The 21,943-nt window shown below is 75.0% G+C and carries 21 protein-coding genes, 1 pseudogene and 1 riboswitch; of the genes and pseudogenes, 11 read left to right on the top strand and 11 right to left on the bottom strand.

The window, feature by feature from the left end; genetic code table 11:
* Positions 1–77 precede the first annotated feature (77 nt).
* The 7 genes and pseudogenes from ACQP1P_RS28155 to ACQP1P_RS28185 form a co-directional block, all read right to left on the bottom strand.
* Positions 78–542: pseudogene (locus ACQP1P_RS28155) on the bottom strand (hypothetical protein); the annotation flags it as partial.
* Positions 539–2,449, bottom strand: a complete 1,911-nt coding sequence (gene shc / locus ACQP1P_RS28160; protein WP_433074866.1) for a squalene--hopene cyclase — start codon at positions 2,447–2,449, stop codon at positions 539–541. The gene shc and the pseudogene ACQP1P_RS28155, both read right to left, overlap by 4 nt.
* On the bottom strand, positions 2,449–3,462 hold the full coding sequence (locus tag ACQP1P_RS28165; RefSeq protein WP_433074869.1) for a polyprenyl synthetase family protein: 1,014 nt from the start codon (positions 3,460–3,462) through the stop codon (positions 2,449–2,451). The genes shc and ACQP1P_RS28165 overlap by 1 nt, the downstream gene beginning before the upstream one ends.
* Complete coding sequence (gene hpnE / locus ACQP1P_RS28170; RefSeq protein WP_433074872.1) at positions 3,459–4,865, bottom strand: hydroxysqualene dehydroxylase HpnE; 1,407 nt, start codon at positions 4,863–4,865, stop codon at positions 3,459–3,461. The genes ACQP1P_RS28165 and hpnE overlap by 4 nt, the downstream gene beginning before the upstream one ends.
* Positions 4,865–5,734, bottom strand: coding sequence for a presqualene diphosphate synthase HpnD (gene hpnD / locus ACQP1P_RS28175; RefSeq protein WP_433074875.1), 870 nt, complete (start codon positions 5,732–5,734; stop codon positions 4,865–4,867). Before hpnD ends, hpnE begins: the two co-directional genes overlap by 1 nt.
* Positions 5,731–6,597 carry a squalene synthase HpnC gene (hpnC, locus tag ACQP1P_RS28180; protein ID WP_433074878.1) on the bottom strand — a complete coding sequence of 289 codons (867 nt, stop codon included), beginning with the start codon at positions 6,595–6,597 and terminating at the stop codon, positions 5,731–5,733. Before hpnC ends, hpnD begins: the two co-directional genes overlap by 4 nt.
* 94 nt (positions 6,598–6,691) lie before the next feature.
* Complete coding sequence (locus tag ACQP1P_RS28185; RefSeq protein WP_433074881.1) at positions 6,692–7,405, bottom strand: polysaccharide deacetylase family protein; 714 nt, start codon at positions 7,403–7,405, stop codon at positions 6,692–6,694.
* 184 nt (positions 7,406–7,589) lie between these two features.
* On the opposite strand from ACQP1P_RS28185, the gene ACQP1P_RS28190 reads away from it, so the two are divergent.
* The 11 genes from ACQP1P_RS28190 (at position 7,590) to ACQP1P_RS28240 (ending at position 17,794) form a co-directional block, all read left to right on the top strand.
* The gene (locus tag ACQP1P_RS28190) at positions 7,590–8,366 is read left to right on the top strand and encodes a PspA/IM30 family protein (RefSeq protein ID WP_433074884.1); all 777 of its coding nucleotides are present in this window, start codon (positions 7,590–7,592) and stop codon (positions 8,364–8,366) included.
* Positions 8,363–8,641 (top strand): PspA-associated protein PspAA, encoded by a 279-nt coding sequence (gene pspAA, locus ACQP1P_RS28195; protein WP_433074887.1) that lies wholly within the window; start codon positions 8,363–8,365, stop codon positions 8,639–8,641. Before ACQP1P_RS28190 ends, pspAA begins: the two co-directional genes overlap by 4 nt.
* A gap of 10 nt (positions 8,642–8,651) precedes the next feature.
* Positions 8,652–9,566 carry a zinc metalloprotease HtpX gene (gene htpX, locus ACQP1P_RS28200; protein ID WP_433074890.1) on the top strand — a complete coding sequence of 305 codons (915 nt, stop codon included), beginning with the start codon at positions 8,652–8,654 and terminating at the stop codon, positions 9,564–9,566.
* A complete protein-coding gene (gene pspAB, locus ACQP1P_RS28205; protein WP_433074893.1) occupies positions 9,563–10,135 on the top strand; it encodes a PspA-associated protein PspAB in 573 nt (190 codons plus the stop codon). The genes htpX and pspAB overlap by 4 nt, the downstream gene beginning before the upstream one ends.
* A 73-nt stretch (positions 10,136–10,208) precedes the next feature.
* Positions 10,209–11,027 (top strand): MIP/aquaporin family protein, encoded by an 819-nt coding sequence (locus ACQP1P_RS28210; RefSeq protein WP_433074896.1) that lies wholly within the window; start codon positions 10,209–10,211, stop codon positions 11,025–11,027.
* A 43-nt stretch (positions 11,028–11,070) separates the two neighbouring features.
* Positions 11,071–12,498, top strand: a complete 1,428-nt coding sequence (glpK, locus tag ACQP1P_RS28215) for a glycerol kinase GlpK (protein ID WP_433090147.1) — start codon at positions 11,071–11,073, stop codon at positions 12,496–12,498.
* A gap of 20 nt (positions 12,499–12,518) precedes the next feature.
* Positions 12,519–14,228 (top strand): glycerol-3-phosphate dehydrogenase/oxidase, encoded by a 1,710-nt coding sequence (locus ACQP1P_RS28220; protein WP_433074899.1) that lies wholly within the window; start codon positions 12,519–12,521, stop codon positions 14,226–14,228.
* A 171-nt stretch (positions 14,229–14,399) separates the two neighbouring features.
* A riboswitch (cyclic di-AMP (ydaO/yuaA leader) is annotated at positions 14,400–14,543 on the top strand.
* A gap of 284 nt (positions 14,544–14,827) precedes the next feature.
* Positions 14,828–15,640: a hypothetical protein gene (locus ACQP1P_RS28225; RefSeq protein ID WP_433074902.1), complete on the top strand. Its 813-nt coding sequence runs from the start codon at positions 14,828–14,830 to the stop codon at positions 15,638–15,640.
* Between the two features lie 200 nt (positions 15,641–15,840).
* A complete protein-coding gene (locus ACQP1P_RS28230) occupies positions 15,841–16,395 on the top strand; it encodes a hemerythrin domain-containing protein (protein ID WP_433074905.1) in 555 nt (184 codons plus the stop codon).
* 83 nt (positions 16,396–16,478) lie between these two features.
* Entirely contained in the window at positions 16,479–16,982 is a 504-nt protein-coding gene (locus ACQP1P_RS28235; protein WP_433074908.1) for a DUF2243 domain-containing protein, read from the top strand.
* Complete coding sequence (locus ACQP1P_RS28240; protein ID WP_433074911.1) at positions 16,979–17,794, top strand: cytochrome c oxidase assembly protein; 816 nt, start codon at positions 16,979–16,981, stop codon at positions 17,792–17,794. Before ACQP1P_RS28235 ends, ACQP1P_RS28240 begins: the two co-directional genes overlap by 4 nt.
* A gap of 6 nt (positions 17,795–17,800) precedes the next feature.
* Here the strand turns inward: ACQP1P_RS28240 and ACQP1P_RS28245 are convergent, their stop codons facing one another.
* From ACQP1P_RS28245 to ACQP1P_RS28260, 4 genes are read right to left on the bottom strand one after another with little or no spacing between them, the layout of a single operon-like run.
* On the bottom strand, positions 17,801–18,343 hold the full coding sequence (locus tag ACQP1P_RS28245) for a hypothetical protein (RefSeq protein ID WP_433074914.1): 543 nt from the start codon (positions 18,341–18,343) through the stop codon (positions 17,801–17,803).
* Positions 18,336–20,507, bottom strand: coding sequence for an FtsX-like permease family protein (locus ACQP1P_RS28250; RefSeq protein WP_433074917.1), 2,172 nt, complete (start codon positions 20,505–20,507; stop codon positions 18,336–18,338). Before ACQP1P_RS28250 ends, ACQP1P_RS28245 begins: the two co-directional genes overlap by 8 nt.
* Positions 20,504–21,178 (bottom strand): ABC transporter ATP-binding protein, encoded by a 675-nt coding sequence (locus ACQP1P_RS28255; protein ID WP_433074920.1) that lies wholly within the window; start codon positions 21,176–21,178, stop codon positions 20,504–20,506. Before ACQP1P_RS28255 ends, ACQP1P_RS28250 begins: the two co-directional genes overlap by 4 nt.
* Positions 21,175–21,699, bottom strand: a complete 525-nt coding sequence (locus tag ACQP1P_RS28260) for a PadR family transcriptional regulator (RefSeq protein WP_433074922.1) — start codon at positions 21,697–21,699, stop codon at positions 21,175–21,177. Before ACQP1P_RS28260 ends, ACQP1P_RS28255 begins: the two co-directional genes overlap by 4 nt.
* Positions 21,700–21,943: the final 244 nt, after the last annotated feature.

Genomic DNA, 21,943 nt, shown 5'->3' on the forward strand with positions numbered 1-21,943 from the left:
ACGGTGCCCGGCCGGAGCACCGCGTCGGTGTCGGCGACGACCCGCACGCAGGCGGCGGGGCGGTCCTCGGCCCCGGCGAGCAGCCACGCCGACTCCAGGTCCACCGTCAGCGCCCCGGTCTCGGCGAGCCGGCCCCGGGCCGCGCCCAGGGCCAGCCGGTCGGTGCTGAGCACCGGCCCGGCGCGCACGGTGAGCCCCTGGCGGCGCAGCGCCCCCGCGAGCAGGACGGCCGAGGGCAGCACGGTCACGGCCGGCGCCGCGGCCGCGGCCCGGACGGCGGCGCGGACCTCCGTGGCCACGACGACGTCACCGGGCTCGAGCCCCGCGTCCAGCCCGCCGCCGACGCCGGCCACGGCGAGCGCCCGGGCCCCGGCCACGGCGGACGAGCCGGCGGCCCGTTCGGCGCGGCGGCGCCCCGCGCCGGTGTGCAGGACGGTGCCGAGCGGCCCGGGCCGGCCCCGGCGCAGCGCCGCCGCCTCCGTTCGCATCGGCGCGCACAGCAGCCAGTCGCCGTCCGGGCGCCGGTGGGCCGGCGTGCTCATCGCCCCTCCTCGGCGCTGTCGCGCAGGATGCGGCCGAGGGCGCTGACCGGGAACACCAGCCGGTACAGGTGGTAGTTGATGTAGAAGTCGCCCGGGAAGCCGGTGCCGGTGTAGTGCGGCTCGTCCCAGGTGCCGTCGGGGCGCTGGGTGTCGAGCAGCCAGGCCAGCGCCCGGCGCGCGGCGGGCGTGTGGTGCTCGCCGGTGGCGTGCAGTGCCAGCAGGGCCCAGGCCGTCTGCGACGCGGTGGACGTCCCGCGCCCGCGCATGGCCGGATCGCGGTAGGAGCGCATGTCCTCGCCCCAGCCGCCGTCGCCGTTCTGATGCTCCAGCAGCCATCGCACGGCGCGGCGGATCGAGGAGTGCCCCGGCGCGACGCCGGCGGCGGTCAGGGCGGGCACGACGCAGCCGACGCCGTACACGTGGTTGGCTCCCCAGCGGCCGAACCAGGAGCCGTCCGCCTCCTGGGCCCGCAGCAGCCACCGCACGCCCCGGCGGGCGGCGGGCGAGTCCGCAAGGCCCTGGGCACACAGCGCCTCCACGATGTGCGCGGTGACGTCGGCGCTGGGCGGGTCGATGACCTCACCGAAGTCGCAGAACGGCAGGTCGGCCACGAGCGCGCGGTCGTTGTCGGCGTCGAAGGCGCCCCAGCCGCCGTCGCGCGACTGCATGCCGACCAGCCAGCGGGTGGCCCGGTGCAGCACGGCATGGCCCCGCAGCGGGGTCCGCCGCAGCGCGAGGATCACCTCGGCGGTGTCGTCGGTGTCGGGGTATCCGTCGTTGTCGAACTCGAACGCCCAGCCGCTCGGCGGGACGTGCGCCCGGCGGACGGCCCAGTCGCCCCGCACGGTGATCTCCTCCCCGGCGAGCCAGTTCCCGGCCCGCGCCATCGCGGGATCGTCGGCCGGCAGCCCGGCGTCGGCCAGGGCCGTGACCGCGAGGGCGGTGTCCCACACCGGCGACTGGCACGCCTCCAGGCGGCGCGCCGTCCCGCCGGGCGTCTCCTCGCGCACGGTGAACCGTTCCAGCCCCACCAGGCCCGCTCGCAGCACCGGGTGCGTCACGGGGTAGCCGAGGGCGTGCAGGGCGATGAGCGAGTACACCCACGGCGGCTGGATGCCGCCCCAGGAGCCGTCGGCCTCCTGCCGGGCGATGATCCACTCGGCGGCGCGGCGCAGCGCGTGGCGGCGCAGCGGCCGGGCGGCGACGCGCTCGTAGCCGCGGGCGGCGAGGTCGAGGCGGTGCAGCCAGCCCGCGCGGCGAGTCAGCGGCGGCGGTGGCGGCGGGTGCAGCCCCGTGCGCAGCTCCGGCAGCGAGAAGCCCAGCGATCGCACGGGCCGCAGCGCCCGCACGATCGACAGCGGCACGATGGTCTGGCGGGCCCAGCACGCGAAGTCGTACACGTTGAAGGGCATCCACGCGGGCAGCAGGACGAGCTCGGGCGGGACGGCGGGCACCCGGCGCCAGGGCCACTCGCCGAACAGCGCCAGCCAGATGCGGGTGAACACCCGGCTGCGCTCGATGCCGCCCCGGTCGCGGACGAACGCCGCGGCCGCCGCCATGTGCGGTGCCTCGGGCGCGTCGCCGGCCAGGCGCAGCGCCGTGTACGCCTCGATGGTGGTGGACAGGTCGCCGGGGCCGCCGTGGTACGTCGCCCAGGCCCCGTCGTCGCACTGCCGGGAGCGGATCCAGCGGGCCGTCTGCGCGGTCAGGCGCTCGTCGCGGATCCCGAGGAACCGGCGCAGCATCAGGTCCTCGGCCTCGATCGTCACGTTGGTCTCGAGCTCGCCCTTCCACCAGCCGGCCGCGTCCTGGCGGGCGCGCAGGTGATCCGTCGCCCGCTCCAGGCCGTCGCGGAGCCGGTCGATGAGCTCGTCGCGCGCGGGTGCCCGCGTCGGTACCCCGGCCATCAGTGGTGGCGTCCCGTCACGAGGCGGGCGAGGTCCGCCAGGTCGTCGTGCACGTCCGCGGGCAGGCCGAGCGCGTCGAGCTCGGCGAGCGCGTGGCGCAGGTGGCGGTCGGCCTCCTGCCGCACCCAGTCGCGCGAGCCGGCCTCCTCCAGCAGCCCGGTCGCGGTGCGCAGGTCGGCGTCGTGCAGGTCGCCGGACGACGCGTACAGCTCCCGCAGCGCCTCGCCCGCGGCGGTGCCGGACGTGAGCGCGTGCACGACCGGCACCGACTTCTTGCGCGACCGCAGGTCGGACCCGACCGGCTTGCCGGTGCGCGCCGGCTCGCCCCAGACGCCGAGCTCGTCGTCGACGAGCTGGAAGCTCATCCCCAGGTGGGTGCCGAGGCGCGTCAGGCCCTCGGTCACGGCCGCGGGGGCGTCGCACAGCAGCGCCCCCAGCGCGCAGGCGCACGACATCAGCGCGGCGGTCTTGTCGGCGCTCATCGCGAGGCACTCCGCGAGGGTGACGTCGTCGCGCCGTTCGAACTCCAGGTCGGCGACCTGGCCGGCGATCAGCCGGTGGACGTCGGCGTCCAGCCGCCGGGCCGCGCGCACGGTGCCCGGCCGGGTGTCGCCGCTGAGCACGTCGCGGGCGAGCAGCATGAGGGCGTCGCCGGCGAGGATCGCGGCGGGAACGCCGAAGACCGCCCAGGCCGTCGGGCGGTGCCGGCGTACCGTGTCCTGGTCCATGACGTCGTCGTGCAGCAGCGAGAAGTTGTGCGCGAGCTCGACGGCCGCCGCGGCGGCGACGCCCCGCTCCGGTGGGTGACCGGCGGCGCGGGCCGACAGCAGGGCCAGGGCCGGGCGGATGCCCTTGCCGCCCGCGGCGGACGGCGAGCCGTCGGCCTCGCAGTAGCCCATGTGGTAGGCGGTGACCCGCTGGTTGCGGGGGTCGAGGCGGCCCAGGAGCTCCCTGATCCGCGGCTCGACCAGGGCGGGTACCTGATCGAGGAAGCCGACGGGTGCGATGGTCAACGTGTGCCCTCCAGGGTTCGGTCGGCAGAAGCCAGGTGGGCGAGCACGACGTCGGCGGCGCGGTGACCGCTTCGCACGGCGCCCTCCATCGTGTCCGGCCACCCGGTGTCGGTCCACGCTCCGGCCAGGACGAGGCCGGGCATGCGGGTCGCCGCGCCGGGCCGCAGCGCGCGGGTCCCGGGAGCCTGCCGGAAGGTCGCCCGCGGCTCGCGGGTGACGAACGCGTCCAGCAGCCGCGCCGAGCGCGCCGCGGGCAGGAGCCCGGCGACGGCGTCGGCGCAGACGGCGGTCAGGCGCGCGGCCGGGGCCGCGATGGTGTCGTCCGCGGCGGATATCGACACCACCAGGTACTGCTCGCCGGGCATCGAGTCCGGCGTACGGTCGAAGATCCATTGGGCCGGGGACTCGACGGCCGCGGCGAACGGCAGCCGGGTGACGGGCGAGTCGTAGCGCAGGTGGACGTTCACGATCGGGGAGCTGCCCAGCCGGTGCCAGTCGTCCCGGGCGGCGCCCGCGGCGGGCGGCACCACCCGCGCGGCGGCCTGCGGCGGAACGGCCAGCACGACCGCGTCGGCGACGATCTCGTCCTGGGCCGTGCGGCCGCCGGAGCCGCCGGTCACGACCCGGAACCCGGTGACGTCCGGCCGGATCCGCTCGGCCCGGCGGCCGGTGGCGACCCGCACGCCGAGCCGGGCCAGCAGCCGGTGCGCGGGACGGCCGTGCAGGTCGGCCAGCGGCACGAGCGGACGCCCGATGTCGCCGGCGCCGGCGCGCTCCAGCAGCCCGGTCCGGAACACCCGCGCGGCCAGCGCGAGCGACGCGTGCTGCGCGGGCGTGTTGAGCGCGGCGACGGTGATCAGGTCCCACAGCCGGCGCACCGCCCGGGAACCCTGGCCGTGCTCGGCCAGCCACTCGCCGAAGGACCGCTCGTCGTTGGCCGCGTCGTCCGGGTCCACCGTGCGCAGCGCGCCGGCCGCGGCGATCGCGCGCACGCGCTCGCGGGCGTCGAGCAGGCGGTAGCGGGCCAGGGCCGGCAGCAGGTGGGCCGGGGCCGGCAGCCCCCGCGTGCGGGCCAGCACGTGCGGCGCCCGGCCGTGCGAGAGGACCGGGATCCGCAAGTGTGGCTGCATCCGGGCCAGGTCCGCGCTGCCGAGCCGGTCCAGCAGGGCCCGGTAGCGCTCGTAGCAGCGCAGGAACACGTGCTGCCCGGTGTCCACGACGAGCCCGTCGTGGTCGAAGGAGTACGTCGCGCCGCCGAGCTCGTTGCGCCGCTCGACCAGCGTCACCCGGGCGCCGGCGTCGGCGAGCCGGAGGGCGGCGGTGATGCCCGCGAGCCCGCCGCCGACGACGCACACGTCGCGGCCGGCGACCGGGGCTGACGGTGTGTCCGGTGGCGTGGCCATCAGGCCGACCGCAGCGCGAGGGCCCGGGCGGCGACCATGGCCTTCGCGCCGGAGGAGAGGGACAGCCGGGTGCGGGTGACGGCCAGCGGGTCCTCGGCGATGCGGGCCAGCAGCCGGCGGTAGATGCCGGCCATCGCGGCGGTGCAGGCGGCGCTGCGGGCGTCCAGCATCGGCAGCAGCCGAAGACCGGTCTCGTACCACCGCTCGGCCCGCTCGGCCTCGAAGCGCACGAGCGCGGCGAAGCGGTCGGGCGGGTCGGCGAAGCCGTCGCCGTCGGGCTCGAGGTTGCAGCCGAACCGGTCCAGGTCGTCCTTGGGCAGGTAGACGCGGCCGGCCAGCTGATCCTCCCGCAGATCGCGCAGGATGTTGGTCAGCTGCAGCGCGATGCCCAGCGCGTCGGCGAACGCGGCGGCCCGCGGCGGTGCTCCGGTGCCGAAGACGCCCAGCGAGAGGCGCCCGACGGAGCCGGCCACGCAGCGGCAGTACCACAGCAGGTCGTCCATCGTGGCGTAGGTCGTGCCGCGCACGTCGGCCGCGCAGCCGTCGATCAGCTCGTCGAAGGCCGGCAGCGGGATGGGCAGCCGCCGGGCGGCGTCGTGCAGGGCCAGCAGCACCGGGTCGTGCCCGGCCGTCTCCGGCAGCCGGTGCAGCGCGTCGCGGACCTCGTCGAGGCGGCCCAGGCGCTCGTCCGGCGGGAGGGACCCGTCGCCGATGTCGTCGATGCGGCGGGCGGTGGCGTACACCGCGGACAGCGCACGCCGGCGGTCCCGGGGCAGCAGCCGGATGCCGTAGGAGAAGTTGCGCGCCTCCCGGCGCGTGATCTCCTCGCAGTGCCGGTACGCCGCCGCGAGGGAGCCGCCCGCGCTCACCCGGCGCTCCTGATCATCACGCCCAGCCAGGATCTCGCGATGTCGCGCCGGCGGGGCCGCGGCGGGCCGGGCAGCGGGTCGTAGCCGCTGCGCCGCAGGGCCCGCAGCGTGGCGCGGCCGCCGGCAACGTATCCGCCGACCGCCACCCGCGCCCAGCCGTGCAGCGCCCCGACCAGCGGCGTCCCGGCGTCGAGCCACGCCCGGGCGCGGCCGGCCTCGAAGTGCACGAGGGCGCGCAGCGCGCCGCTCGCCGTGGCCGCGGCCAGGTCGGTCTCCGCCACGCCGAACCGGTCGAGGTCGGCCGCGGGCAGGTACACCCGCCCGCGCCGGTGATCCTCGGCGATGTCCTGGAGGTGCTCGAGGACCTGCAGCGCGGTGCAGACGCGGTCCGACTGCGCGATCAGCGCCGGCTCGGGCCGGCCGAACACGTGCAGGACGAGCTCGCCGACCGGGTCGGCCGACAGGGAGCAGTACCCGACGAGCTGCTCGACGGTCTCGTAGCGGGTCACCGTCTGGTCGACCCGGTTGGCCTCGATCAGGCGCAGCAGCGGGCCGGCGGGCAGCCGGCACGCGGACACCGTCGGGGCGAGCCCGCGCAGCACCGGGTGCCGGACCGGGCGGCCGTCGTAGAGCTCATGGACCTCGGCCTCGAACGCGTCGAGCGCCGCCGTGCGGGCCCGGGCGCTCAGGCCCGGCACCGGTTCGTCGCCCAGGTCGTCGACGAACCGCGCGTAGCGGTACAGGGCCAGCAGGTGCTCACGCGTCGCCCTGGGCAACACGCGAAGCGCCACCGGGAAGTTCTCGCCGCCGGCCCGCTGCTGCGGTGCCAAGGGCCCGTCGGGCAGCGCCGTCTGGGTCGTCATGCCGAGCATGGCGGCGCGCTACCCGCGATCCGCGCCCGTAACCTTCGCGGCGGTTCCTGGTGGCGGTCCGGCATCCGGCGCGCCGGGCCGGGGCTCATCGGAGGTGGTCGCTCATCCGGGCGAACCGCAGCCCTTGGCGCTCGCCGTCGCCGGCGATCGCCGTCAGCGCGCCGAGGGCCGAGCCCCAGGAGCCGGGCACCGCCGCGCAGTCGCTGTCGTGCAGCAGCAGGGTGGCGCCGCCCCTGATGCCGCCGGAGCGCAGGTGGGCCAGCACGGTGGCGGTGGTGGCGCCGGCCTCCCAGTCGCGGCCCCAGGCGCTCCAGAGCACCGGGCGCAGGCCGAGCCGGACGGAGGCGAGCAGGCTCCCGGCGCACAGCACGCCGTACGGCGGGCGGAACCACCGGGGCGGCGCTCCGCAGACGCCGAGAATCAGCTCCGCCGTGCGGGCGAGCTCGCCGTGCACGCGCCCCGGGCTCATCCGCAGGTGACTGCGGTGCGTCCAGCCGTGCACGCCGATCTCGTGCCCCTCGTCGTGGATGCGGCGCAGCAGGCCGGGCGCCCGCGCCGCCATGGTCCCGAGCACGAAGAAGGTGGCGGGGATGCCCAGCCGCGCCAGCGACCGGAGGAAGTGCGGGGTGGAACGCGGGTCCGGGCCGTCGTCCAGGGTGAGCGCGACGGTGCCCGGCCGGCCGGTGCCGTTCAGCGCCGGCAGGTGCCGGCGGACCGACGGCAGCGCCGTCACCCCGGGGCCCGCGTGCAGCACCGCGGCGGCCGCGGACACGCTCATCGCCAGAAGCCGTCTGCTCATGCACTCCTCCACCTGGCCGGGCCGGACGGGACGGGCCGCTACCCGCGGCGGTCGCGCCGAAACCGGGGCCGGTCGGCGCCGGCCCCGAAGCAAGATTGGAGATGGGGTCGCACCGGCGTTCCCGCCCGCGTGGAGTGCGGCGTGCGACCGGGCCGAACGGCATCGAGAGGAAGGACGGGGTGCCGTGAGTATTTCCCGCCGCCTGGCCGATCTGTTCCGGATCAAGGCCAACAAGGCCCTCGACCGGGCCGAGGACCCGCGCGAGGTGCTCGACTACTCCTACGAACGCCAGCTGGAGATGCTGACGAAGGTGCGCCGCGGCGTGGCCGACGTCGCCACCAGCCGCAAACGCCTCGACCTGCAGCTGGCCCAGCTGCAGCAGGCCGCCGACCGGCTGCAGGGCCAGGCCGCCGAGGCGGTCGAGATGGGCCGCGACGACCTCGCCCGCGAGGCCCTCACGCGCCGGGTCGCCGTCACCACCCAGATCGGTGACATCAGCGCCCAGCGCGACGCGCTCACCGGCGAGGAGGCGAAGCTCACGACGGCCGCCACCCGGCTGCAGGCGCGGGTGGAGGCCTTCCGCACGCGCAAGGAGACCATCAAGGCCACCTATACCGCGGCCGAGGCGCAGAGCCGCGTCGGCGAGGCGGTCTCGGGCATCTCGGAGGAGATGGGCGACGTCGGGATGGCCGTGCAGCGCGCCGAGGACCGTACGGCGCAGATGCAGGCCCGAGCCGGCGCGATCGACGAGCTGCTCACCTCGGGCGCGCTGCAGGACGCCACCGCGACGACCGCCGGCCGCGACGACCTGCGGGCCGCCCTCGACGCGGCACGGGGTGACCAGGGCGTCGACCGCGAGCTCGCCGCGCTCAAGGCCGGTCGCCCCGCACCGGCCGTCGGCGGCGGCCCGCAGCCCCGCGCGGTGGAGGCGGGGCCATCGGACGAGGAGGCCCGGCGATGATCATCAGAATTCTCGGCGAGGGGCAGTACCGCGTCCCGGAGTCGGCGCTGGTCGAGCTGAACGAGCTCGACGCCGAGGTGCAGACGGCCGTCGACACCGGCGACCGGGCCGCGTTCCACGACCGGCTGGGCGACCTGCTCGCCGCCGTCCGGGCGCGCGGCACCGGCGTGCCCGACGACGAGCTGACCGCCTCGGGGCTGGTCCTGCCCGCGCCCGACAGCGACCTGGCCGACGTGGCCGCGCTGCTGGGCGACGAGGGCCTCATCCCGGGCTGAGGAGCACCCGATGCGCACCCGATTTCGCCCCGACCGCCGCCTGACCGCGCGCATGGTGCTGACCGTGTTCCTCCTTGGGCTGGTGTACGTGGCCTTCATCGCCGTCCTCGTGACCCTCCTGCGCTCGGTGGTGGCGATCGTGGTCATCGCGGGCGGCGTGCTGGCCGTGCAGTACTGGTGCTCCGACCGCATCGCCCTGGCCGGCATGGGGGCCCGGATCGTCGACCCGCAGCAGCAGCCGCGGCTGCACGGCGTCATCGACCGGCTGTGCGCCGCGGCCGACATGCCCAAGCCGCGCGTCGCCGTGGCCGACACCGAGCTGCCCAACGCGTTCGCCACCGGCCGCAACACCGACCGTGCGGTGGTGTGCGTGACCACGGGCCTGATGCGCCGGCTCGAGACCGAGGAGCTGGAGGCGGTGCTGGCCCACGAGCTGTCCCACATCGCCCACCGCGACGTGGCGGTCATGACGATCGCCGCGTTCCTCGGCGTCGTGGCCGGCATGGTCACCCGCTTCATGTTCTACTCGCAGCTCTTCGGCGGCCGCCGGCGCGGGGACAACCAGACGTACCTGCTGCTCGTGCTGGTCATGGCCGTCTCCGCGGTGGTGTACACGCTGAGCTTCCTGCTCATCCGCGCCCTGTCGCGCTACCGGGAGCTGGCCGCGGACCGGGCCGGCGCCACGCTGACCGGCCGGCCCTCGGTGCTCGCCTCCGCGCTGACGAAGGTGACCGGCGAGATGGCCCGCATCCCGACCCGCGACCTGCGCACCGCCCAGGCGTTCAACGCGTTCTTCTTCACCCCCGCGATCGGGCCCCGGCCGAGCCTGGCGACCCTGCTCTCCACGCATCCGACCCTGCAGCGCCGCCTCGACCAGCTGGCCCAGATCTCGACCGAACTCGAAAGGGCGGCACCGGAGGCATGAGATTCCTCGACGCGCTGCTGGGGCGCACCAGAGCGGTCCAGCCCGACCTCGACGCCCTGTTCGCCGTCCCGGCCGCGGCCACCACGCTGCAGGCGGCCCTCGACCTGGAGCCGACCGGCGTGGGCGCCGTGTGCTTCAGGACGGCCGAGGGCCCGGCCGCCGCCCGGGCCGAGTCCGAGGCGCTGTCGCTGCTCACCGCCGACCAGGCCGCACGGGTGGCCACCAGCCGGGACGAGTACGGCTACACCTGGATCGCCGGCCGGCACGACCGCGACGACCTGGCCGGCCTGGTCACCGACCTGCACGCGGTGAACAGCACCCTCGCCGACGCCGGCTACGGCCCCAGCCTGCTGTGCACCGTCATCGGCTTCACCGGCGCCACCGACGGCCGCCGGCTCGGCCTGGTGTACCTGTTCAAGCGCGGCACCTTCTACCCGTTCGCACCCTCCGGCGCGCAGACCCGCGACAACGCCCTGGAGCTGCAGGTCCGCGCCCAGCTCGGTGGCGAGCTGCCCGTCGAGCCGGATCTGAGCCGCTGGTTCCCGATCTGGACGACCCCGGCCCTGTAGTCCCCCGGTGCGGGGTTCGCCACCGCGGGGCCGACGTGGTGTAGGGCCTCCGCGGCGGGGTAGTCCGCGGCGCATGGCTGCGGTGCGCTGGTTGCGCGAGAGCGGGCTGGCCGGGGAGCTGGCGGCGGAGTTCGCCGGGACGATGGTGCTCATCCTCTTCGGGTGCGGCGCCGTCGCGCAGGTCATCGCCGGCGGGCTCGGCGGTCACGACAGCATCGCCTGGGCGTGGGGCCTCGGGGTGACGTTCGGGGTGTACGTCGCCGGGCGGCTCAGCGGCGGGCACCTCAACCCGGCCGTGAGCGTGGCGTACGCCGTGTTCGGCGGCTTCGAGTGGCGCAAGGTGCTGCCGTACTCCGCGGCCCAGACCCTCGGCGCGTTCGTCGGTGCCCTGCTCGTGCGCTGGAACTACGGGTCGATCCTGCACGCCGCCGATCCGCGGCACACCGTCAAGACGCAGATCGTGTTCTCGACGCTGCCGGGCAACGGCACCCTGCCGGTCGACGTGCGCGGCGCGTTCCTCGACCAGATCATCGGCACGGCGATCCTGCTGTTTCTCATCATGGCCGTGACCGACGCCCGCAACAACGCGCCGCGGGCCAACCTGGCGCCGCTGCTGGTGGGGCTCATCGTCGTGGTGATCGGCATGGCGTGGGGCGCGGCCGCCGGATACGCCATCAACCCGGCGCGCGACTTCGGGCCGCGGGTCGCGTCGTTCCTCACCGGCTACGGCGGCGCGTTCGTGGACCAGACCGGGTACCCGTACTTCTGGGTGCCGATCGTCGCCCCGCTCGTCGGCGGCATCCTCGGCGCCTGGGCGTACCGGCTCGCCATCGGGCGCTACCTGCCGGCCCGGCAGCGCGAGCCGGGAAGGGTGAACATCAGCAGTGGCTGACTACATCGGGGCGATCGACCAGGGCACCACGAGCACCCGCGCGATGATGTTCGACCACGACGGCGCGGTCGTGGCCCAGCACCAGGTCGAGCACCGCCAGATCCTGCCGCGGGCCGGCTGGGTGGAGCACGACCCGGACGAGATCCGGCGCAACGTGCTCCTCGTCGCGGGCAAGGCCTTCGAGGGGTACCGCATCCGCGCGCTCGGCCTGACCAACCAGCGCGAGACCACGGTGGTGTGGGACCGGCGCACCGGCGCGCCGCTGGGCAACGCGATCGTCTGGCAGGACACCCGCACGGACCGCATCGCCGAGGCCCTCGACCACGACGGGCGCGGCGAGCTCGTGCGGCGCAAGAGCGGCCTGCGCCCGGCCACGTACTTCTCCGGCGGCAAGCTGCAGTGGATCCTCGAGCACGTCGACGGGGCCCGGGCGGCGGCCGAGCGCGGCGACGCCCTCTTCGGCACCATGGACACCTGGCTGCTGTGGAACCTCACCGGCGGCCGGGTCCACGCGACCGACGTGACCAACGCCAGCCGCACCATGCTGATGGACCTGGAGACGCTGGACTGGGACGACGAGCTGCTGGCCTGCTTCGGGGTGCCGCGCGCGATGCTGCCGCGCATCCACTCCTCGTGCGACCCCGCCGTCTTCGGCCGCACGACGGACGGGATCCCGCTCACCGCCGCGCTCGGCGACCAGCATGCGGCCGTCGTCGGGCAGGTCTGCTTCGCGCCCGGAGAGGCCAAGAACACGTACGGCACCGGCAACTTCCTGCTGCTCAACACCGGCACGCAACCGGTTCGCTCGCGGCACGGGCTGCTCACCACGGTCGCGTACCGGTTCGGCTCCGAACCGCCGGTCTACGCGCTGGAGGGCTCGATCGCCGTCACCGGCGCGGCCGTGCAGTGGCTGCGCGACCGGCTGCACATCATCGCCACCGCGGCCGAGAGCGAGACCCTCGCGGCCCGGGTGCCCGACAACGGCGGCATGTACTTCGTGCCCGCCTTCTCCGGCCTGTTCGCGCCCTACTGGCGGGCCGACGCGCGCGGCGCGATCGTCGGGCTGTCGCAGTACGACACCGACGCCCATCTCGCCCGGGCCACCCTGGAGGCGATCTGCTACCAGTCCCGCGACGTCGTCGAGGCGATGCAGCAGGACTCCGGGGTGACGCTCGACGTGCTCAAGGTCGACGGCGGCGTCACCGCCAACGACCTGTGCATGCAGCTGCAGGCCGACATCCTCGGCGTGCCGGTGAGCCGGCCCGTGGTCGCCGAGACCACCGCGCTGGGCGCCGCCTACGCCGCCGGGCTCGCGGCGGGCTTCTGGAGCGACACGCGGGAGCTGCGGGCCCACTGGCAGGAATCGCACCGCTGGGAGCCCACCTGGTCGCCGCGGCAGCGGGCCGAGGGCTACCGGCACTGGCACGACGCCGTCCGGCGGACCATGGACTGGATCGAGATCGGGGCCTGAGCGTGTACCACACCGGCACCATGTCACCGACCGCCCGGGACGAGGCCGTCGCGGCCCTGACCGGCACCGAGCTCGACGTCGTCGTCATCGGCGGCGGCGTGGTCGGGGCCGGCTGCGCCCTCGACGCCGTCACCCGCGGCCTGAGCACCGGGCTGCTGGAGATGCGCGACTTCGCCAGCGGCACCTCGAGCCGGTCGAGCAAGCTCATCCACGGCGGCCTGCGCTACCTGGAGATGCTCGACTTCCGGCTGGTGCGCGAGGCCCTGCGCGAGCGCGGTCTGCTGCTGCGCCGCCTGGCCCCGCACCTCGTGCGGCCGGTCCCGTTCCTCTACCCGCTCACCCACCACGTGTGGGAGCGGGGCTACGTCGGCGCGGGCGTCACGCTGTACGACACCATGGCCGGACGCGACCGTGGCGTTGGTGGTGGCGCCCTGCCCCGCCACCGCCAGCTGAGCCACCGCGCCGCGTTGCGGGTCTGCCCGGCACTGCGCCCGGACAGCTTCGTCGGCGCCGTGCAGTACTGGGACGCGCAGGTCGACGACGCCCGGCACACCATGTTCGTGGCCCGCACCGCCGCCGCCTACGGCGCGCACGTGCTGTCCCGCGCCCAGGTCATCGGCTTCCTGCGCGAGGGCGGGCGGATCACCGGCGTGCGGGTGCGCGACCTGGAGCACGACCGCGAGTTCGAGGTGCGCGCCCGGCAGGTCGTCAACGCGACCGGCGCGTGGACCGACGACACCCAGGCGATGATCGGCGAGCGCGGGCAGTTCCACGTCCGCGCCTCGAAGGGCATCCACCTGGTCGTGCCCCGAGACCGGATCCGCTCCTCCACCGGCATGATCCTGCGCACCGCGACGAGCGTGCTGTTCGTCATCCCGTGGGGCCGGCACTGGATCGTCGGCACCACCGACACCGAGTGGACCCTGGACAAGGCGCATCCGGCCGCGACGCGCGCCGACATCGAATACCTGCTGCGCGAGATCAACCAGGTGCTCGCCACGCCGCTGCGCCACGACGACGTCGAGGGCGTCTACGCCGGCCTCCGCCCGCTGCTGGCCGGGGAGTCGGAGCTCACCTCGAAGCTGTCCCGCGAGCACCTCGTCGCCACGCCGGTGCCCGGGCTCGTCGCGGTCGCGGGCGGCAAGTACACGACGTACCGGGTGATGGCCGCCGACGCCGTGGACGCCGCGGTGCACGGGCTGGGCGGGGCGGTACCGCCGTCGTGCACCGACCAGACCCCGCTCGTCGGCGCGGACGGTTTCGCGGCCCTGTGGAACCAGCGCGCCGCGCTCGCGACCGGCAGCGGCCTGCACGTCGCCCGGATCGAGCACCTCCTCGGCCGCTACGGCAGCCTCGTCCCCGAGGTGCTGGAGCTGCTCGCCGCCGACCCGCGCCTGGCGCGGCCGGTGCCCGGCGCCGACGACTACCTGATGGCGGAGGTGCGCTACGCCGTGCTGGCCGAGGGCGCCCGGCACGTCGAGGACGTGCTCACCCGCCGGACCCGCATCTCGATCGAGACGTTCGACCGGGGCATGACGGCGGTGCGCCCCGTGGCCATGCTGATGGCCGACGCGCTGGGCTGGACCGCCGAGCAGGTCGACCGCGAGGTGGACAGCTACCGGCTGCGCGTGGAGGCGGAGCGGGCCTCCCAGACCCAGCCCGACGACCGCACCGCCGAGCGCATCCGCCGCGAGGCCCCCGACGTGGTGCCGGTGGTGCACGCCGCCTGACCCACACATCGACCAACTTCCCTTCGATCGGCGCCACTTCCCGAGCAAAGTCGCAGGTGGCCGGGGTGCACGCCGCATCTCGGCAGTTCCGATCGAGGGGTTCACCTGCGACTGAGAAGCCGCTATGGTCATGAGGCTCGCCGCGAGTGATCGTCACCGTTCCGGTGACGGCGCGGCGGCCCGCCGAGTCGTGCTCGAACGAGCCGGGGACCCAAGCATCACTGGGGTGAATCCGTGCGGCCACGCGCCGCGCGGTAGGGCGATCCTCCCGCCCGAATCCGTCAGCTAACCCGGTAGGCGGCACCGGAAGGAGCAGTACATGCACGCCCTCACGCGGCGCCATACCTCGGCTCATCGCCCTGCGGACCCCCCGGCCCGCCCGGATCGCCGCATCGGCTGACCCTCCGGCCCGGGCACCGCTCCCCCGTCACAACGCCTCGACCGCCACTGTCCGCAGTGGACGGTCGATCGCGCATTCCCCCGCTCCGCACCGGACCCCCCGGCCCGGAGTCGAACTCTGTCGAGGTTCTCCGTGCACTACCTGAGCAAACCCAGCCATCCCGACAATCTGAACCGTTCACTCCGGCCGAGGTGCGACCGTGCCGGCCGATGAGACCACCGGGCGGCACCGCCGGCAGGAGCAGCCCCGCCGTCGCCTCCCGGCCCCCCGCGGCATCGCCCTCTACTCCGCGGCCGCCGTCGTCGCGTTCGCCGTCATCGGCGCGCTGCTGTCGTTCACCTCGCACGGCCCCAGCGCGCTGGCCGTGGCCCAGAACGAGTCGGCCCGCAGCGCCGACGACCGGGCGGCCGACGCCGAGCACCGCGCGTCGCGCGGCGAGGCACGCACCGGCGACACGCCCAGCCGGCAACCGTCGCCGAAGGCGAGCGCCGCGGCGAAGCCGTCACCGGCGACCACCACGGCCCAGCCGCCGCCGAGCACGGCCACCGCCGCGCCGACGACCGCCCCGCCCACGCCGGCGGTCATCGCCCCGATCGGCGAGCTGAGCCAGGCCGAGATGAACAACGCCGTGACGATCATCCGCACCGGGCAGCAGATGGGCCTGCCCAGCCGCGCGTTCGTCGTGGCCCTCTCCACCGCGCTGCAGGAGAGCCACCTGCACAACCTCGCCAACTCCAACGTTCCCGAGTCGCTCAACCTGCCCAACGAGGGCGTGGGCAGCGACCACGACTCCGTCGGGCTGTTCCAGCAGCGGCCGAACTGGGGCACCGTCGAGGAGCTGATGAACCCGGCGGAGTCCGCGCGGCGCTTCTACAGCGCGCTCGTGGAGGTCTCCGGCTGGCAGCAGATGGACGTCACCGTCGCGGCGCAGACGGTCCAGGTGTCGGCGTTCCCGGACGCGTACGCCCGGTGGCAGTCGCTCGCCGAGCAGGTCGTCGCCGCCGTGGCGTGATCCGCCGGCGCCCCGAGGTGTCAGGTGCCCAGGCTGTTGGGTGCCCAGCGTGTTGGGTGCCCAGCGTGTTGGGTGCCCAGCGTGTTGGGTGCCCAGCGTGTTGGGTGCCCAGCGTGTTGGGTGCCCAGGGTGTTGGGGTGCCCGGGGTGTTAGGTGCCCCGGGCGGCGGGTAGGCGGTCCGCAGACCAAGGAGGTGGCGCGTGACCCAGACCCAGCACCAGGACGTCGTCGACGTCATGATGAACCAGCACGTCGAGATCAAGGCCCTTTTCAACCGGCTCGCCAGCGCGCAGGGCGACCAGAGGCGAACGCTGTTCTTCGACCTGGTCCGGCTGCTCGCCGTGCACGAGAGCGCCGAGGAGCAGATCGTGCACCCGGAGGCCCGGCGGGCGCTGGGCGAGCGCGGCGACGAGGTCGTCGAAGCCCGGCTCCACGAGGAGTCCGAGGCCAAGCGGGTCCTGTCGGAGCTGTACGACCTGGGCGTCGACCACCCGGAGTTCGACGAGCGACTGCGTGCGTTCGCGGCCGACGTCATCGAGCACGCCACTCGCGAGGAGGCCGAGGAGTTCGAGCAGTTGCGGCGCACCGTCGAGCCGGACAAGCTGCGACGGATGGCCTCGGTGTTCGAGGCGGCCGAGAAGCTGGCGCCGACGCGGCCGCACCCGGCCACGGGTGAGTCCGCGACGGCGAACCTGCTCGCCGGTCCCCCGATCGCCGTCTTCGACAAGATCCGGGACGCGCTGCGCCGGACCTGACCCGCGAAGGCCCGCACCGGCACACCCGGTGCGGGCCGCGGACGGTTGTGTCAGGTGCCCGGCGATGGGTAGTCGGCGCCGACATGACGGCAACGCAGACGGACACCGCCCGGCCGGATCGCGGCATCGTGCTACCCGGCGTCGTGCTCGGCGCCGGCCTCGGCGGGTTCGTCGACGGCATCCTGCTGCACCAGGTGCTGCAGTGGCACCACATGCTCAGCAGCACCACGAGGTATCCGGCCGACACGCTCGCGGGCCTGCGGGTGAACACGCTGTGGGACGGGCTGTTCCACACCTGCACCTGGCTGGCCGTGCTGATCGGCCTGGCCCTGCTGTACTCCCGCGTCACGGCCGGGCGCGCCCGGGTGTGGGGTTCGCGTGCCCTGTGGGGCTGGATGCTGGTCGGCTGGGGCGGCTTCAACCTCGTCGAGGGCACGGTCGACCATCAGATCCTGGGCATCCACCACGTCCACGGCGGACCCGACCAGGGCTGGTGGGACCTGGGCTTCCTCGCGCTCGGCGCCGTCCTGGTCGCCGCCGGCTGGCTGCTGCAGCGCTCCGCCCGGCCGGAAAGCCGCGCCCGGTGAGCCACGCCCATCCCGCCGGCGACGGCCTGCTGCCGGTCCTGGTCCTCGCCGGTGCGCTCGGCTACGACGCGATGGCGAGCCTCGGCCGCCGCCACTGGCCCTGGTGGCGTTCGGCGCTGTTCCTGACCGGCGCCGCCCTGCTGGCGGCCGGCCTGGACCCGGCCGTGTCGCCGTGGCCGGCCGGCGACTTCCGCACCCACGCGCTGCAGCACCTGCTCGCCGGCATGCTCGCCCCGCTCGGCCTGGTCCTCGGCGCGCCGGTGACGCTGCTGCTGCGCACCGTGCCCGCCCCGACCGGCCGGCGGCTCACCCGGCTGCTGCACACCCGCCCGGCCCGGCTCCTCGGCCGCCCGTGGACGGCGCTGGCCCTCACCTCCGGCGGCCTGATCGCGCTCTACGGCACCCCGCTCTACGCCGCCACGACCCGCGACCCCGGCCTGCACGAGCTCGTCCACGCCCACATGCTGCTCGCCGGGTGCCTGTTCACCTGGGTCGTCGCCGGCCCGGACCCGGCGCCGCGCCGCCCCGCGGTCCGCGTCCGGCTCGTCGTGCTCGGCGTCGCCATCGCCGTGCACGCCACCCTGGCCCAGCTCCTCTACGCCGGGCTGTTCCTGCCCGGCGCGACCGTCACCGCCGCCCAGCGCCACGGCGGCGCCGCACTCATGTACTACGCCGGTGACATCGCCGAGCTGCTGCTCGCCTTCGCGTTGGTCACGACCTGGCGCCCCGTGCCCGCGCGGAGGTCACGCGAGCGGGCCGGTGATGCGCCGGGGTTGTCGCGCGGCCGGCTGTGCTCCGGCCAGGAGGCGTAGCGGCGGTCAGGGGAGGTGGCGGACCTCGGAGAAGGCGCGGCTCGGACCGTCGAGCAGGCGCTGGTGCCGGCCGCGCAGGTGCTGATCGAAGAAGGCGAGCGGGTACACCTGCTGGATGCGCACGGCCCGGCCCGGGTCGAGCGTGCCGATCCAGCCCCGCAGCTCCGCGTCGCTCATCCCGACGGCCCTCGCGACCTGCGGGCGGTCGTGGCCGGAGGTGATCGGGGCGCCGACCGCGCCCGGCGGGAAGCCCGCGTTGTCCAGCAGGGCGCGCATCGGGGCGTCGGCCAGCCAGATCGCCCGCGGATGGCGGTCGGGGTCACGGGCCGGGTACCAGGCGCTCGCCATCAGCTCCCGTTCCCGCGAGCGGTCGCGCAGGTGCAGCGCCACCGTCCCGACCGGATACGGGCCGGTCGGGCGGGGCAGGACGAGCCGGGGCGCGGTGGTGCGCTCGGCGGTGGCCGCGCCGGCCCGGCCGGCGGCGAACGGCGCGGCGAGACCGGCCGCGAGCGCGGACACGAGCACGGTGCGGCGGGAGAGGTCACTCATTGCGGGCAGTCTCCGGTCCGGTGACGCGCGACAGCAGCGGCAGGGTCGCGGTGATGATGGCCATGGAAACGGCCAGGCCCAGCCCGGCCAGGGCGTAGTAGGACCAGTCCGGCGGGGTCAGGGTGTAGCCCATCTGCGCCCGCAGGAACAGCTGGGCCGCGGCGAACCCGGTGACCGCGGCCAGCACCGCGACCGCCAGCAGCGGCACCGCCGACTCGAGGGCGACGACGCGGCGCAGGGCGCGCAGCGGGACGCCGGTGAGGCGCAGCAGGCTGAAGGGTCGCTTGCGCTCGGCGATGCCGGCGGCAACGCTCACCGCCAGGCTGCAGCCCGCGATCGGCAGGCTGAAGAGCATGATGACGTCGGCCAGGCGCTGGAACAGCGCCATCTGGGTGCGGGAGTTGCTGCCCCGCTCGAGGTCGGTGAGCGGTGGGACCTCGTAGTCGGGGAAGGCCAGCCCCATCGCGGTGCGGGCCCGCTCCCGGGCGGCGGCGGTGCCGTCGAGGCCGACGACGACGCTGTCGAGCGGAAGCGCCGCGATCTGCTCGGCGGTGACGGACGCCGCCGGCCAGACGGTCGCCGCGCCCGTGCCGGTGCGCGTGCGGTCGAAGCCGACGAGGTTGCTCCAGATCTGGGCGTACTCGGCGCCGGGGGCGCACGTGCCGTACTGCGGAATCCGCGCCAGATCGGCGCACGCGACGATGCTGGAAGGGCTGGCCGGCCCGTCCTCGGGGTTGTCGTGCAGCACGAGGGCGAAGGTCACGCCCTGCACGCGGCGCAGCCGATCGGACACGTCCTGCGGCAGGGCGCCCTCCGGCCCCACGTACTGGTCCATCGTCACCGCCGCGAGGTCGCTGTAGCGCACGCCGCGCTCGAAGTTCATCGTGGTGATGACGCCGGTCGCGACGCTGACGACGAACAGGGCGAGCATGACGCCGCTGATCGCGCGGAACGCGGCCCGCGGATTGTCCGCGAGCCGGCGGGCCGCCACCAGCGTGGGCAGCCGGCGGGCGTGCCGGGCCATCAGCCGGGCCCCCACCATGGTGATCCACGGGCCGGCGATCACGAGGCCGACCATGGTGATCAGGAAGCCCGGCAGGAAGGCGGCGGTCTGTCCGCTGGACGTTTCGGGCTTACGGCCGATGAAGTACGCCAGCTCCACGAGCCCCGCGACGAGGGGGACCAGCCGCCACGCCCGCGGCGGCCTCGGGGTCACCTGGCGGACGACGCCGAGCGGCGAGATCCGGACCCGGCGCATGGCGAGCGCGGCCGCGGCGACCGCACCGAGCGGGACGCCGAGCGCGACGAGCACGGCGATGGGCAGGCCGGGCGAGAGATCGGCGGGGAAGAAGCGCTCGGTCGTCAGCGGTACCGCCGCCATGGCCGCCCGCAGCGCCGGGAACAGCGCGAAGCCCGCGATCGTGCCGGCCACGGCGGCCGCGCCCGACTCGACGGCGGCGAGCTGGGTCACCTGGCGCGGCGTGGCGCCGATGAGCCGCATCGCCGCGAACCGCTGCTCCCGGCGGGTGGCCGACAGGCGCGTGGCCGTGCCGACGAAGACGAGCAGCGGGAAGAGCAGGCCCCCGGCGACGACGGACAGCACCAGGTCCATGGCGGCGGTCGGGATCTTCAGCGGCTCCGTGGACACCGCGGTGACCTCGTGGGCCCGCGGGATGCCGCCGACCTCGCCGGGGGTGCGGCCGACGACGGCGACGAGCGAGTCCGGCGACTCCAGCGCGTCCTCGTCGATGATCCCGGCCTCGTGCCCCGGGAAGCGCGCGGCGAGCTGGTCGGCGGGGTGCGTGGCGATGAGGTCGTGCAGGGCCGGAGAGACGTAGTACTGCCCCGGGCCCGGCAGCCGCGGCAGGCCCGGCACGACCGGCGGGTTGGCGCCCTTGAGGCCGACGTCGATGCGCCACATCGACCTGCCGCCGAAGAAGTCCTCGCGGCCGGCCCAGACGACCGGGTCCGCCGCGGGCCCACCGGCGGCGGGCTGGCCGCGCAGCCAGGCGCCCCGGCCGACCTGGGCGTCGAGCGCGCGGACGCCGGCGGTGGTGGCCAGCAGCAGCCCGGTGCCGAGCGCGACGGCGACGGCGATGACGACGAACCGCAGCAGCGCCTCGCGCCCGTTGGCGAGGGCCAGGCGCAGGCCGAACCGGATCACGACGCGGCCAGGGCGTGCACGCGACCGTCCCGGACGATCACCTCGCGGTCCGCGTAGACGGCGACCCTCGGCTCGTGGGTGACGAGCACGACGGTCGTGCCGTGCTCCCGCGCCGCCGCCACCATGAGGTCCATGACCTGCTCGCCGGTGAGCGAGTCGAGGGAGCCGGTGGGTTCGTCGGCGAACAGCACCCGCGGCCGGTTGATCATTCCCCGTGCCAGCGCGACGCGCTGGGCCTGACCACCCGACAGCTCCCCCGACCGGCGCCCCTCCATGCCGGCCAGGCCGAGCCGGTCCAGCCACCCGCGCGCCTCGCGCAGGGCGTCGCCGCGCCGCGCCCCGCCGAGCAGCAGCGGCAGGGCGACGTTCTCCTCGACGGTCAGCTCCGGCACCAGCTGCCCGAACTGGAACACGAACCCGAAGCGCTCCCGGCGCAGCGTGCTGCGCTGGTGCTCGTTGAGCCCGTCGATGCGCTGCCCGTCGAAGCGGACCTCGCCGGCGCCCGGCACCAGGATCCCGGCGAGACAGTGCAGCAGCGTGGTCTTGCCGGAGCCGGACGGCCCCATGACGGCGACGATCTCGCCCGGCCCCGCGTCGAACGTGGCCCCGCGCAGCGCCTGCGTCTCGCCGAACGACAGCTCAATGTCGCGGGCCTCGATCACGGCGCTCATCGGCGCACCAGCCCGGCCAGGTGGTCCAGGCGGGCCACGGTGAGCTCGATCCAGCGCAGGTCGGCCTCGAGGTGGAACAGGCCGTGGTCGGCGAGCATCGCCTCGATGAGGTCGTTGCCCTTCTTGATCTCGTGCAGCTCCCGCATCCGCTTGAGGTGCGCGGCGCGCTGGGTGTCGAGATACTCCGCGGCGGGCCGCTCCAGCATCAGCGACAGCATCACCTTGGCGAACAGCACCGTCTGCAGGTGCGGCTCGGGCTCGACGGGCTGGGTCAGCCACGCGTCGACCTCGGTGGCGCCGAGGTCGGTGATGACGTACCGCTTCCGCTCGGGCCCCTCCCCCGCCTCGACCTCGCTGATCACGACCTTGCCGTCGCGGGCGAGGCGGCCGAGGGTCGAATACACCTGACCGAAGGGCAGCGGGCGGCCGCGGCCGAAGAACGTGTCGTAGTCGCGCTTGAGGTCGTAACCGTGGCTCGGCTGGCGCTCCAGGAGGCCCAGCAGCGTGAGAGGAACGCTCATGTCGACGACCATACACCACGGATATACACCGGGTATATACCCCCGGGTTATATGCCGTCACCGGCGTCCCCACCAGCATCGCCTGGGCGCCGACGCCAGCCGGAACCGCGCGGCCACGCCCCGCCGCCGGCGAGGGCGGTGATCGGCACGGCGAGGACGCAGCAATGGCCAAATGTCACTCCTACACGATGTAGGTGCCTTTCAGGATGCATTCAGGTGCACCGTGCAAGGCTCTTTGGCAGGA

The organism is Dactylosporangium sp. CA-052675 (genome assembly GCF_050947935.1).
GTDB lineage: Bacteria > Actinomycetota > Actinomycetes > Mycobacteriales > Micromonosporaceae > Dactylosporangium.